Raw genomic sequence first — 13588 nt, 5'->3', positions numbered from 1 at the left:
ATGATGGTAAGCTATGTTCGTGCACGTGCTGAGGGTTTGGGAGCAGATATCAAAGGCGGACTGATGCAAAGACCAGAACGCGTGATCACCCTTGGTTTGTTTGCTATGCTTTGCGGTGTTACCTCGTTATACATTGGTGGTAACTACAAGTTATATGTACCAGGTATTAAGTTTCACGTGTTCGAAACCATGTCAATTTTCACATTCCCTATTGTTGCATTAGCCGTGTTAACCAACGCAACCGCTATCAGGCGACTGATAGACGCTAAAAAGGCACTGGAGAAAAAGTAATGCGATACCCTCTTTTCAAATTAATGCCATTCCGTTTTTTTATACTTATTGCTCTTTTATCCGCAACATCTGTTTACGGGTATCCTAAAAAGTTTGATAAAGAGCCCGGTGGAGATAAAGGTGCTAACGTGGTTTATCCTACGCCACCCACTAGCAGCGAACGGCTATTTTACGTACAGCGTACCCCAAATGCCAATACAATAGTTTACGACCTGAATTTAAACAGCGATGGGAAACTGAATACTGAGCAGCCCGTAAAAGTGTACTGGTTAAAATATGCTGAAAAAGGACAAAAAGAGGAATTAAATTATATTCAACGTAAATTTGCATACGGTTTAAATACAAAAGCGCTGAATAACGGCGGTTATGATATCAGATTTGTGTCATACAAGAAGTTTCCGCTTACTTTAATGAAGGGCGGAGACGGAAAATATCATATCTTCGCGTTAGTTGCGCAAAAGCAGGTAATACTCAACCGTATCTTTGTAAAGATTGAAGGTGGCAGCTTTTGGATACCTAACGTGGTATACGTAGAGGTTAAAGGCATCGATCCGGAAACAGGCAAAGAAATAGTTGACCGTTTTAAACCCTGAAGTGATGAAAAAGAAATTTGTTTCCAATTCACAGGAATCTGTGAGAATGTTTAAGAGCGACCTCTTCGAGGCTTTATCAAAGGTTCATTTCCTTGTTCCGGTAGTTATTTTTGTGCCGGTTATATTTTATTGCGTTTACAGGTATTTCTTCACAACGGACTTGTCTGCGCTCCTTTTCGTCGGGCTGTTTTTCATTTCCTTATTTGTATGGACCTTCGTCGAGTATATTATGCATCGTTTTGTATTCCATTATGCACCTCCCGATAAACCCTGGGCACAACGCATGCATTTTATCTTCCACGGTGTTCACCACGATTACCCAAGCGATGCCAAACGTTTAGTGTTACCGCCATCTGTAAGTATTCCACTGGCAACAGGCTTCTTCTTTTTATTTAAAGCGATGCTGCCTGTCGATTATATCTGGGGTTTCTTCCCCGGCTTTATCCTGGGCTACCTTATTTACGATGAAACCCATTATGCCATCCATCATTTCAACTTTAAAGGAAATATCTGGAAAAAAATAAAACAGCACCACATGCTGCATCATTACCAGGATGCCGATAAAGGTTATGGCGTAAGCTCACCGCTTTGGGATAAGGTTTTCGATTCCGATTTCATTAAGAAATAGCATGGACAGTGATACCGGTTCAAGTAATACAGTCACCATACGGGCTGTAACTGTCGTCTCTATTGCATCATTTGCATATTTATTGTTTTCCGCTTTTCTGGTTGGGTTTAAATCCGACCAGGTTGTATTGGTGGTGCTTTTCAACCTGCTTTTTTATGCATCTGCCCTTACCCGGAAATTTGTAACAGGCTTTACCATTTTTGTTGTGTATTGGATCATATTCGACTATATGAAGGCCTTCCCTAATTACGAATACGCGACAGTACACATTGCCGATGTATACAATTTTGAAAAACATTTATTCGGAGTTCACTCGCAAGGCAAGCTGCTCACCGTAAATGAATATTTTCGTTTCAACGGTACTACTTTCCTGGACATACTTACCGGCATATTTTATTTATGCTGGATACCGGTGCCAATGGGCTTTGCGGTTTATTTGTTTTTAACCCGGAGAAGAGAGTTTTTACTATTCCTGTTCACTTTTGTACTGGTCAACTTTCTGGGCTTTATTGTTTATTATACCTTCCCGGTAGCACCACCCTGGTACATACAATATCACGGCTTTACTTTTCATGAGCTTACTGCCGGTAATACGGCAGGCCTCGCTAAATTTGACGCCTACTTCAATGTGAGCATTTTTAAATCTATATACTCAAAAGGATCGAACGTCTTTGCGGCTATGCCGTCATTACATTCCTCCTATCCTATTATTGTTATGTATTACGGTTTAAAAAACAAGTTGGGCAAGGCCAATATCTTCTTTGGAATAGTTATGGTTGGAATTTGGTTTTCGGCTGTATATCTTAGTCATCATTACATAGTAGATGTTATAGCGGGAATATTATGTGCCATTATCGGAATCACTTTATTCAACCTCATCTTATCTAAAGTAACGCCTTTCAGAAGGTTTATTGACAGCTACGAAAACCTGATAAAGTAGCAAGTTGAGGAGTATTATGTACTAATTACTATACTTTGTGCCAATTTGTCCTGATTGCTCATTATTTAGATAACATACCGATTCTATTGATTTAAAGTCACATTAAGGCACTTTGAACCTGAGTTTAAGTATAAAGGCACGGCTTTTGATGCTTTCATTCATCAATCTGATGAAAACATATATGCCTTACACGAGAAAAACGATATTACTCCTTCTATTTTTATGCAGTTCCTATAGCCTGTTTGCAAGCACGACCAGTGTTGATAGTTTAAGTACACAAGACCAATCAGGCTCAGGCGTAAGTTTGATCGATAGCCTGAAAAAACAGCTTGGCAGTGTTAGTGATGATTCACTTAAAGCCTCGTTATATAGTAAAATAGCCGCTCAGTATCTAAAATATGATTCCACAGCCAGCAAAAAAGAACGCCATACCTTTCAGAACGAAGCTATCAGCAACACACTTTCGGCTATTCATCACTACTCCAAATATGATGACTCGGTAGGCCTGCGCAACAGCTTTGATGTGTTAGCAAAAGTTTATCATACCCAGCATAAATACATCCAGGCTAAATGGTTTATTATCCAATCAAACTCCATATCGCGGGCAATAAACGATAATCCGAATATTATCGCTTCTCTGCTCGAAATGGCGTCCATCAAAGCTGATATAAAAGATTACAAGCTTGCTGTACGCGATTTGAACGAAGCATTGTCCATATCCTCCAAAAACCATATGCCGAAACAAGAGGCAGATGTTCAATTACATTATGCTATGTTCTATAATGTGATTAAGAATACGGAGAAAGCTGCTATAGCTATGAAAAGGTATGCGGCCATTAATGACAGCATAAAACGGGATAACGAAGCGCGTACACTGGCTAAATTAAAAACCACCGACTCGCTGCAGCAGGTCAAAAAAAAAGTATATATGAGCAGCAGCGACGGAAAGAGCTTCTCAACCAAAATGGTATTATTGTCGACCTTATAATTATCATTGCTGTAATATCTGCTGGTTTTCTTTTTCTTTACAGGCGCAAACGACGTGGTTTCTGGCGCTCAAAGATCAAACATCATCATCATTCCGACAATAATTAGCGGATAAATAACATTTATTTAAACCAGCCGTTTGATTAAACGTCAATAGGATATATGAAGAGATTGCTTTTGGGCGGATTATCAGTGTTAGTTATCCTGCTCATATGTGTTTCTGCGGCTCCGCAGCACATTAATAATGAACGTTTTAAGGAAGAGTTTTTAAACCGCATTAACAAAATACGGGCAAAGGGCTGCAATTGCGGTGTTACCTACTTTCCGCCCGCCCCGCCAATGAAATGGAACAACGACCTGGAATTTGCTGCCCGTGGACATGCCCTGGATATGTCGGAACGTCATTATTTTAGCCACACCAGCATCAACGGTCGCAGCATGTCTGATCGTGCCCTGGATGCAGGTTATGGCTTTAAAGGATATAGAACTTATGCCATAGGCGAAAATATTGCCCAGGGGCAAACCAGTATAGCCGAAGTAATGAATGGCTGGCTGCACAGCGAAGGCCACTGCCGTAACCTGATGAACCCGGCTTTTAAAGAAGTAGGTGTGGCTGAAATAGATAATTATTGGGTACAGGATTTTGGCGGGCGGGAAGCTTTTTCAGCACGCGAACAGCAAATGATCAAAAGTGGCAGGTATAAATTAGTGCAGAAAGAGATATCACAGGGGCATTAATCGATTATTCTTGCTTTCCCTTCAATAGACTATCTTGCCTAATGTTGATTAGTTTCCATTGTTCTCCCTCTCTCTTCATTGTACATGTAACATATAAGTTCAAACTGTCGCCGTGCAACTCAACCTGAAATATTGCTGGATTATCAGTCTCCTTAGGAAGTTTCTCGCTATAGTAGGTATATGCATTAAAATCATTTATGCGATCTTTTACGAACTTGCTACCGTGTAATTGACTTATGCCTTGTTCGAAGTATTTTGGTCCTTTCATTAAGTGGGAGATCAATAAATAGCCACTTGTTGATATCAGAAAAAGTATCGAAAACCACATCAATAAAGATTTCCTTCCATCTCTTGATTTTAAATATGGCTTTATGCTTTTATAAACCCAATAAAAGCTAGCAAAAAACAACAGTAATACTAAAACAAAGATAATAAGGTATAGCATGATCAAATATAATTACAAAAAGTTAGAGTTGTCCCCATCCCATCAATTCCATCATTCTGATAAACTCAGGTTGTAATGAAGCTTCAATAGTTATCAGATCTCCATTTATAGGATGATTAAACCTCAACTGTGATGCATGCAGCAGCATAGTCGTCATTTCCCATTTCTCTTTAAACAGCTTGTTTTGTTTGTTACAGCCATGGGTCCGGTCGCCAATGATCGGGTGAAAAACATGGGCGAAATGCTTGCGTAACTGGTGCATGCGGCCTGTTTTTGGTGTGGCTTCTACCAGTGAATATCTTGAAGTAGGATGTTTGCCAAAGGGCACATCCAATTCAGCACGTTTTAAAGTATAGTATGCTGTAAAAGCTTCTTGTAATGTACCGTTCTCTTTTCTGAGGGGATAATCTATTTCAGCACTATCCTGACTATGTCCGCGTAAAATAGTAAGATATTTTTTGCTAACCAGGTTATCTGCAAACTGCTTCTGCATTTCAATCTCAACAGCCTTATCGAAAGCAAACAGCAGCACACCGCCAGTTTTTCTGTCGATCCTGTGAACGGGGTAAACCTTCTGCCCTACCTGGTCGCGTAATAATTGCAGGGCGAATACTTCTGCGTCCGCAGCAATATTAGAACGATGAACTAACAAGTCGTGGGGTTTATTAATGACGATCAGATAATCATCCCTAAAGATTATTTCCAACATTATTGATCTGTCTTTTTATCTGTTGATTGACCGGGATTTGGTTTATTTTGTACAGGCTTCTTTTCCATCGGTCCGCGTTTGAAGATAATAAGCCCATTCAGAAAATTACGCAGCAATTGGTCGCCGCATGGTTTGAAATTGGGATGATCTTTATCGCGGAATATAGCTCCCAGCTCTGTTTTTGATGTCCGGAAATTTACGAGACTGCAAATATGAACAATATCATCATCCCTCAATTGAAGCGCCACCCGTAATTTCTTCATGATATCATTATTGCTCATAATCCACGTCTGTTTGAAACAAAGGTAGGCTTTTCTGTGTAATCCGATCTGAAGTCGGGCCAAATGACCTAACTTTGCAAACTAATACCTGAGATATGAACGATCCATTTGACATCGAAATAAACGGCATCACTTATTCCGTATTCCCTGAGGGAGAAGATATTTATGCAGTCTTCAAGGAAGGTGAAGATTATTTGCGGATTCAGAAAGATACCGAATCGCACTGGTTAAAACTCGATCCTGAAACAGAAATGCCTTTTTTTGATAACGATGAAGAAGTAAATACTATCGGTCGTGAAATAGCAGCCTACAAAGAAGAGTAAAAATTTTGTAACAGATTATAAATGTGTCGTCAGCCCGTTCGGATTAATGGCGGAAATGATTAGTTTTATTTTTATAACCCTAACTCAATCATTTTTTTCGCAATTAAACTATGACTGCAAACCCGGCTGACGATTTTCAGAAAACACCTACCCGTCTTTATTCTTTAGATGCGCTACGCGGATTCGACATGTTTTGGATCATGGGCGCTGAGGAAATATTTCATGCCTTGGCTGACGCTACCAAATGGGGACCGTTTGTGGCGATATCAAACCAACTGACGCATCCCGCATGGAACGGTTTTCACTTGTATGACCTGATCTTTCCTTTGTTCCTGTTCATGGCGGGTGTATCTACCCCATTCTCAGTAGGCCGCGACCTGGAAAAAGGCAAATCGCGCCAGCAATTGTTGATCAGAGTCATTAAAAGAGGTTTGATCCTGGTTCTATTAGGCGTGATCTATAATAACGGTTTAAATATTAAGCCGATCTCCGAGATACGCTTCGCTTCAGTTTTAGGGCGTATTGGTTTGGCTTATATGTTTGCCAATATCATCTACTTGTATTCAGTTGAAAAATGGCAGATATTCTGGTTCTGGGCTCTGATCATTGGATACTGGCTGTTATTAAAATTCACATCTGCTCCCGGCTTCCCGGCAGGCGACCTGACTATGCAAGGTAACTTCGCGTCTTACATGGACAGGACTATATTGCCCGGCCGCTTATATTTGAAGATACACGACCCGGAAGGTTTATTCTCCACTATCCCCGCGATTAGCACTGGACTATTAGGTATACTGACAGGTATCACCTTAAAGAAAACAACGCTTACTCAGGTGCAAAAAACCTTGAGAATGGCTATAGTCGGAATCATTTTCCTGGTATTGGCGCAAGTATGGAACCTGGATTTTCCGATCAACAAAAACCTTTGGACAAGCTCGTTTGTACTAAATGTCGGCGGATTGAGCTTATTGCTGATGGCATTATTTTATTATGTGATCGACGTATTGGGCTATCAGAAATGGGCCTTCTTTTTCAAGGTTATCGGCATGAACTCTATCCTTATTTATATTTCAGGAAGATTTATTGATTGGGAATATGCAACTAAAGGTTTTTTCAACTGGCTGCTGTATTTCTTCAACGATCCTTACAAGTTAGTAGTTGGAGCAATATGCTTTGTATTTATCAAGTGGCTGTTTTTATATTTCATGTATAAAAAGAAGGTTTTCTTACGTGTTTAATATGCAAAGAAGAACGTTCCTGCATTTATCGGCCTACACCGCTTTGGCGCTGACATTACCTTTTTCAGAAGGTTGTGCACCGTCACCGGAAAGAATTGCATCGCGGCCTTTTCTGTTCTCAAAACTGGCAGATAAAAAGACTATTACAGAAGCGGGAATCAGTTATCGCAAAAAGTTTCCAAAAGAGAGTGATAAAATTGTTCTAAGCAACCTGCTTGTTGGCGCTAAAACGTCGCTGGACAAGTCGGTCATCGAGAAACACCTTGATGATCGTGTTTTAGATGATTTTAAAACCGGCAAAACGGTGACCGCTGCGGGTTGGGTACTTTCTGTTACCGAAGCCCGTCAATGCGCTTTATACTCCATTTTAAACGCCTAAGTTATACTAACTATGCATATAGACGCCCGGCAATTACCCGACAACTCATTAATAGAAGGTGATCTATGCATTATCGGCGCTGGCGCTGCGGGTATTAGTCTGGCACTGGAGTTTTTGAATACGCAACATAAAGTAATTCTGCTGGAAGGCGGCGGATTCGAGTATGAGTCACAGATGCAGGATTTATACAGGGGAAAAACAACTGGCCAACGTTACTTTCCGTTAGAATCGGCACGTCTGCATTACTTTGGCGGCACAACCGGGCATTGGGCAGGCTTTTGTTCTACGCTTGATCCGATAGATTTTGAAAAACGGGATTGGGTGCCCCACAGTGGCTGGCCTATTAAACATTCTGATCTTGATCCTTACTATGCCCGCGCCCACAAAAACCTCGACCTCGGGCCCTACGAGTACCAGGACACCTATTGGATTGAAAAAGACCCAAAGCTTGATTCGCTACCATTCAATCATGCCAATGTATATAACAAAATGTGGCAGTTCAGTCCGCCTACACGCTTCGGCACAAAGTATAAGGACATCATTGTTAAGGCACCGAATATCCATTTGTATACTTATGCCAATGTAACAAACATCGATGCAAACGAACATGCTTCAGCTATACAACAGGTAACGGTTAAGAATTTTGCAGGCAAAACGCATACGGTCAAGGCAAAGCGCTTTGTACTCGCCTGTTGTTCTATCCAAAACGCACGTTTACTGCTCGCTTCTAATAAACAGGCTAAACGAGGGTTAGGCAATGATAACGACCTTGTGGGACGTTATTTTATGGAGCATATCGAAATTAAATCGGCCGAACTGTGGCTCACCAAGCCCGAAGCTTTAAAATTGTATGCCATAGATTTTGGAAAAACTAAAGCCCGTGCCGAATTAGCGATCAGTGCCGAAAAACAGCGCGAACTAAAAATTTTGAACGGTACTGCTTCTTTCACTCCATTGGAAGTTGCCCGGAAACAACCTGCCTTTATCGATATGTGGACCGCTGATACAGCGCAGCGCAAGAAAAACATGTCGAAATTTGATGAAGCAGAAAAGAAAGCATTATCTGAACATAGTCATGACGCTTATCAGCTTTTTACCCGTATAGAACAAGCTCCCAATCCAGATAGTCGCGTTACATTAGATACTGAGGTTGATACCTTGGGCATGCCGCGTGCAATGCTTCATTGGGTACTCACACCACTGGAAAAAAGAAGTATCCGCGAAATTTATAAATTGATAGGTACCGAATTAGGTATAACCGATAAAGGCCGTGTACGATTAATGGAGTACCTGCGTGATGAAAACGACAACTCCTGGCCTGAATTTACCGGCGGCGGATGGCACCATATGGGTACAACCCGAATGAACGATGACCCTAAACAGGGCGTGGTTGATGCTAACTGTAAAGTTCATGGCATCGACAATCTGTTTGTTGCAGGCGCAGCATGTTACGCCACAGCCGGAGCACCAAATCCTACCCTGACTTTAGTTGCCCTTACAATCCGGTTAGCAGATCATTTAAAACAAAAAAACGCTTAAGCGTCTACTGCGTCATACACTATCACTTTTTCCCATAAGTGACTGCAGTTTTTGATAAATTCCAAGTGAACGGGATGATTCTGATAAGCTGCCTGTCCCGCCAGGTCGCTGAAAAACATAAGTTCGGACACCGCCCAGCTTTTATCAACCACGTCGCGTTTTTCGGTATCAGCTACAATGCCCACACGCAATTCGCGCACTGTTTCAATTTTAGCCAATGTCTTTACTCCTGCTACAAGCTTATCACGGTCTTCTTTCGAGTCCGGATTTTTAAGCCAGAAAAATACATGGTGAACAATGGGGTATTTATTTTCAGTAACTGCTAAAGGCATGGCTGACGCAGCTGCTGTTCCAATAGCTAATGAAGCGGTAGTCGCGATAAATTTTCTTCTGTTTGATTTGTCCATGATGGATGCAATAGGTATCCAATTTTAAGAAAAATATTGAATTTATCATCATTGTTTTAAACCAACACCAACCCTTCCGTCAAAGCCTTTTCATATACTTCTTCGTTGAATTTGTAATAGGTTGGTGAACGATGTGCCCCTATATTTCTTTTCTCATCTAATCGGGATATCAGATCAAGCGCGATTAGTTTATTTGGAAAATTTGTCGGGTTCAGTTTCTTACCAGAAAGAACTTCATACAAGAGTTTAATTTCCTTAAGTGTAAACTTAGGTTGAAGCAGATTTTTACCTATCGGGAAATGATATAAATCGATCCGCATAGCAAACAGCGCTTCACGCACCATTTCGTCATGATCGAAAGCTAAATTGGGTATTTTATCTATTGGGAACCATTCACATTCGCTTGAAAAGAAATCTGCTGTAGGCTGGGCATTTACAATATCCGTTATGGCATAAAATCCCACCGAAACCGTTTCGTCGTAAAGCCAGTTATCTTCTTCAAACTTTATACCGGTCAGCTCATAAAATTTATTTTCATCAAAAGCCCCACCATGATCGTTTCGACCTATATCTCCGAATGTCTTAAACTGTTTCAAAAATAAATTTCCGATCCCGGTTCGCCAGGCAGTGATCCTAGCCGCTGCCTCATCCAGATTCTCATCTTTCCTTACAAAGCCTCCGGGCAGGCACCATTTGGTTATTACTTTGCTTTTTACGAGTAACAATTTTAATACACCTTCATGATAACCAAAAATGGCGCAATCTATGGTTAGTCCCGGGCGATGATCCAGGTATCCCTCGGTAAAAAAATGCTTTACTTCACTTAACGTTTCCATTAATAAGCAGTTCAAAAAAATTATTTATTAGATTTTAATAAATGTACAAGAAATTTACATACCTTCATTTATTAAATTTTAATAAATGAAAGAAATTTACTGCAAATCCAATAAATGCTAATCAAATTATAAACCAATGTCAATCAAAAAATCATTCCTTTATGCCGGAAGCGCCGGGCTTTTAGTCGCGGTATTTGCCTTCTCAAATCGCGGGGGTAATAACAAAATACCGGATACAGTTCGTTCCTATTCTACACTGATCCGTTCCGATGATGGCGCTGCTTATCGCGACTTAAATAAAAACGGAAAAATGGATGTTTATGAAGATCCTAAGCAGCCTGTCGATAAGCGTGTTCAGGACCTGCTTAAACAAATGACACTCGAAGAAAAAGCGGGCATGATGTTCTATTCTCCGGTACGTGTTAATAAAGATGGAACGATTGAAGAAGAACCGGCTAAAGATTTTCTGTCGAGTATGTCACCGGTGGGTACAAAAGAAATGGATCTGCGGCATATCACACATTTTAATTTGTTTGCTGTTCCTGCACCGGACACATTAGCTATATGGTACAACCGCATGCAACAATATGCCGAAAAAACTCGTCTGGGTATTCCACTTACCATAGCATCCGACCCGCGTAACCAGGGTGGTGCTGGTATTTTTGCCATGTCGGCTAAAACCTTTTCTATGTGGCCTGATCCGCTTGGCCTGGCTGCCATTGGTGATGAAAAGGAAACACAAAAGTTTGCTGATATCTCGCGGCAGGAATATTTAGCAGTGGGTATCAGGCAGGGTTTGCATCCGCAAGTCGACCTGGCAACTGAGCCTCGCTGGCCGCGCATTTCCGGAACGTTTGGAGAAGATGCCGGGTTATCATCCCGCATGGCAACAGCATACATTAAAGGTTACCAGGGTGAAAAACTTAGTGCCAGTAGTGTGGCTATGATGACTAAACACTTTCCGGGTGGCGGGCCACAAAAAGAAGGTCTTGATCCGCACTTTGCTTTCCAGAAGGGCCAGGTTTATCCGGGAAATAATTTCAAGTATCATCTTATTCCGTTTGAAGCGGCTTTTAAAGCTGGCACTGCAGCTATTATGCCTTATTATGGCGTACCGATGGGTCAGCCAAATGTACCAGAGGTCGGTTTTTCTTATAACAAAGCTATCATCACCGAATTGCTCCGCAAAAAATATCACTACGATGGCGTGGTTTGTACTGATTGGGGACTGGTATCTGATACTAAATTGGGGAACTTCAATTTCGTTGCAAGAGCGTGGGGTGTTGAAAAACTGAATACTGAAGAACGCGTTCAACGCATTATTGATGCGGGGGTGGATCAGCTGGGTGGAGAAAACCTGCCTGATGTGATCGTAAAACTAGTGAAAGAAGGTAAACTGAGTGAAAAACGAATAGATGAATCCATTACAAGGTTACTTCGTCTGAAATTTGAGCTGGGCTTGTTTGATAATCCTTTTGTAGACGAGAAGAAAGCCGGAGACATTGTTGGTAATGCCGACTTTATGAAAGCAGGTCAGGATGCGATGCGTAAATCATTGACCTTGTTGAAAAATGATAATCATACGCTGCCATTAGCTCCCAACAAGCTAAAAATCTATATCAAAAATATCAATCCTAAAGTTGCAGCTGAATATGGTACTGTTGTAAGCGATCCAAAGCAGGCCGATATTGCGATCATCAGACTGCAGACCCCTAACTATCCAATTGAGGAAGCAAAAGGCAACTTCATTGCGCAATTGTTCCACTTCGGCGACCTTGATTTTAAAGGTCAACAATTACAGGAGGTTCTTAACCTGGAAAAAACCGTGCCTACTGTAGTTGATATTTATCTTGATCGTCCGGCTGTAATACCAGAGATTAACCAAAATGCTAAAGCGTTAATCGCCAATTTTGGCGCAAGCGATGCCGCATTACTGGACGTAGTATTTGGCAAATACAAGCCACAAGGCCATTTGCCTATCGAAATGCCATCGTCAATGGATGCTGTACGAAATCAGAAAGAAGATATGCCTTATGACTCAAAAGACCCGCTATACAAATTCGGTGCTGGCTTGAGCTATTAAAAAATCACACACACATTAACCAACAAAGCCTCATCTTTTCAGAATGAGGCTTTGCTTTTTTATATCGATAGCGATTATTGTTGAACTGCCCACGCCAAACCATCAGGGCCACCACCTACATCAATATGTCCGGTAACTTGCAGCTTCTTTAAATCAATAACCGCTACATAATTATCACCGGTACAGCCTATAAACGCGCGCGAACCGTTCGGGTCCATCAGAATACCAGCCGCGCCGTGGCCAATATTCACTTTCTTCATTTCCTTGCGGGATGCTGCATCGTATACTACTATATCGCCGTTTCTAAGACTCGAGATAAGTACCATCTTACCATCAGGCGTAAACTGCAGACGGTTTGCTCCTACAACCTTTGCATCGATCTTGTCTACTACTTTTTTGGTGGCCAGATCGATTACAGCAATTGTTCCGTCATCCGCAGCTGCGGTCCATAATTGCTTGCCATCAGGTGATACATCAAACCCTTCCGAACCTCTTGAAACCGGAATAACCGTTTGCACCCAATCTTTACGGGGTTGTGGTCTAAAGCCTGACGGCGAACCACCTGCTGGTGGCGTTACTCCGGCTGGTGGGTTACCCCCCGGCGGCGGACCTCCAAATTGCATTAGCGTATCTACCAATATACTTACTGTTCCGGAACTTACGTTGGTGGTATACACCCTGTTAGCGTCAGGGGTTACATAGATCATATGCGTCCTATCCTGTCCTGTCCCCATTGCCCAATCAAATTGCTTTGTCGCCGGATCAAACCGGGCAACAGCTTTAGAACCTTCTGCAGTAAACCACACTTTCCCGGCGACAAACGTAATACCATGCGGCCCGAAAAAAGGTTTGGTGTCTATACTTGGCAATGCCTTTTGATTAACAAGATCGAGAACATCGATCTCGTGTAATGAACCTCCGCCATAAATAGTAACATAGGCCGTCTTGCCATCAGATGATGCTATTACCTCATGGGGATCAGTCCCTACAGGCATCTTCGCTATTACTTTCAAAGTAGCAGGATCGACGATAGCCAATGTGTGATCCGTTTTAGACAATGCCAGTAAGGCATTCTTCGGAGTCGATTGGGCTGAACATGCAATTGTTGAGAAGCTTAATGCTGTTGCGGAGATTAGTCCCAATAAAAGGTGCCTTCTATTTTTCATGATTT

General features: G+C 41.6%; 16 protein-coding genes and 1 pseudogene. 12 read left to right on the top strand and 5 right to left on the bottom strand.

The features are described from left to right. The 7 genes and pseudogenes from VIM89_RS21085 to VIM89_RS21055 all read left to right on the top strand — a co-directional run. Window positions 1–291 (top strand): annotated as a pseudogene (locus VIM89_RS21085) (CDP-alcohol phosphatidyltransferase family protein); the annotation flags it as partial. Between the two features lie 23 nt (window positions 292–314). Beyond that, a complete protein-coding gene (locus VIM89_RS21080) occupies window positions 315–884 on the top strand; it encodes a DUF4833 domain-containing protein (protein WP_488158160.1) in 570 nt (189 codons plus the stop codon). A gap of 4 nt (window positions 885–888) precedes the next feature. Continuing rightward, window positions 889–1512, top strand: a complete 624-nt coding sequence (locus VIM89_RS21075) for a sterol desaturase family protein (RefSeq protein WP_488158159.1) — start codon at window positions 889–891, stop codon at window positions 1510–1512. A 1-nt stretch (window position 1513) separates the two neighbouring features. Next, window positions 1514–2452, top strand: a complete 939-nt coding sequence (locus VIM89_RS21070) for a phosphatase PAP2 family protein (RefSeq protein WP_488158158.1) — start codon at window positions 1514–1516, stop codon at window positions 2450–2452. Between the two features lie 169 nt (window positions 2453–2621). Further along, complete coding sequence (locus tag VIM89_RS21065) at window positions 2622–3440, top strand: hypothetical protein (protein WP_488158157.1); 819 nt, start codon at window positions 2622–2624, stop codon at window positions 3438–3440. Continuing rightward, on the top strand, window positions 3377–3547 hold the full coding sequence (locus VIM89_RS21060; RefSeq protein WP_488158163.1) for a Loki-CTERM sorting domain-containing protein: 171 nt from the start codon (window positions 3377–3379) through the stop codon (window positions 3545–3547). Before VIM89_RS21065 ends, VIM89_RS21060 begins: the two co-directional genes overlap by 64 nt. A gap of 54 nt (window positions 3548–3601) precedes the next feature. Further along, window positions 3602–4177 carry a CAP domain-containing protein gene (locus VIM89_RS21055; RefSeq protein WP_488158156.1) on the top strand — a complete coding sequence of 192 codons (576 nt, stop codon included), beginning with the start codon at window positions 3602–3604 and terminating at the stop codon, window positions 4175–4177. 467 nt (window positions 4178–4644) lie between these two features. On the opposite strand, the gene VIM89_RS21050 is transcribed toward VIM89_RS21055, so the two are convergent. Both VIM89_RS21050 and VIM89_RS21045 read right to left on the bottom strand, forming a co-directional pair. Continuing rightward, on the bottom strand, window positions 4645–5331 hold the full coding sequence (locus VIM89_RS21050; RefSeq protein ID WP_488158155.1) for a pseudouridine synthase: 687 nt from the start codon (window positions 5329–5331) through the stop codon (window positions 4645–4647). Beyond that, window positions 5331–5612 (bottom strand): DUF1456 family protein, encoded by a 282-nt coding sequence (locus tag VIM89_RS21045; protein WP_488158154.1) that lies wholly within the window; start codon window positions 5610–5612, stop codon window positions 5331–5333. Before VIM89_RS21045 ends, VIM89_RS21050 begins: the two co-directional genes overlap by 1 nt. A 95-nt stretch (window positions 5613–5707) precedes the next feature. Here VIM89_RS21045 and VIM89_RS21040 point away from each other — a divergent pair, with 95 nt between their 5' ends. From VIM89_RS21040 to VIM89_RS21025, 4 genes are all read left to right on the top strand, one after another. Next, window positions 5708–5935 (top strand): hypothetical protein, encoded by a 228-nt coding sequence (locus tag VIM89_RS21040; protein WP_488158153.1) that lies wholly within the window; start codon window positions 5708–5710, stop codon window positions 5933–5935. 110 nt (window positions 5936–6045) lie between these two features. After that, window positions 6046–7173, top strand: coding sequence for an acyltransferase family protein (locus VIM89_RS21035; protein ID WP_488158152.1), 1128 nt, complete (start codon window positions 6046–6048; stop codon window positions 7171–7173). A 1-nt stretch (window position 7174) separates the two neighbouring features. After that, window positions 7175–7552, top strand: a complete 378-nt coding sequence (locus tag VIM89_RS21030; RefSeq protein WP_488158151.1) for a hypothetical protein — start codon at window positions 7175–7177, stop codon at window positions 7550–7552. A 12-nt stretch (window positions 7553–7564) separates the two neighbouring features. Further along, a complete protein-coding gene (locus VIM89_RS21025; protein ID WP_488158150.1) occupies window positions 7565–9091 on the top strand; it encodes an FAD-dependent oxidoreductase in 1527 nt (508 codons plus the stop codon). On the opposite strand, the gene VIM89_RS21020 is transcribed toward VIM89_RS21025, so the two are convergent. Continuing rightward, on the bottom strand, window positions 9088–9498 hold the full coding sequence (locus tag VIM89_RS21020) for a Dabb family protein (RefSeq protein WP_488158149.1): 411 nt from the start codon (window positions 9496–9498) through the stop codon (window positions 9088–9090). The genes VIM89_RS21025 and VIM89_RS21020 overlap by 4 nt on opposite strands. A gap of 56 nt (window positions 9499–9554) precedes the next feature. After that, on the bottom strand, window positions 9555–10334 hold the full coding sequence (locus VIM89_RS21015) for an NUDIX hydrolase (protein WP_488158148.1): 780 nt from the start codon (window positions 10332–10334) through the stop codon (window positions 9555–9557). Between the two features lie 136 nt (window positions 10335–10470). Here VIM89_RS21015 and VIM89_RS21010 point away from each other — a divergent pair, with 136 nt between their 5' ends. Further along, window positions 10471–12417 (top strand): glycoside hydrolase family 3 protein, encoded by a 1947-nt coding sequence (locus VIM89_RS21010; RefSeq protein ID WP_488158147.1) that lies wholly within the window; start codon window positions 10471–10473, stop codon window positions 12415–12417. A 74-nt stretch (window positions 12418–12491) separates the two neighbouring features. Here the strand turns inward: VIM89_RS21010 and VIM89_RS21005 are convergent, their stop codons facing one another. Beyond that, window positions 12492–13583: a YncE family protein gene (locus tag VIM89_RS21005; protein WP_488158146.1), complete on the bottom strand. Its 1092-nt coding sequence runs from the start codon at window positions 13581–13583 to the stop codon at window positions 12492–12494. Between the last annotated feature and the right edge of the window lie 5 nt (window positions 13584–13588).

The sequence above is a fragment of the Mucilaginibacter sp. genome (assembly GCF_036568825.1).
Classification (GTDB): Bacteria; Bacteroidota; Bacteroidia; order Sphingobacteriales; family Sphingobacteriaceae; genus Mucilaginibacter.
The sequence above is the reverse complement of the archived record's forward strand: the minus strand, read 5'-3'. Positions and strand labels throughout refer to the sequence as shown.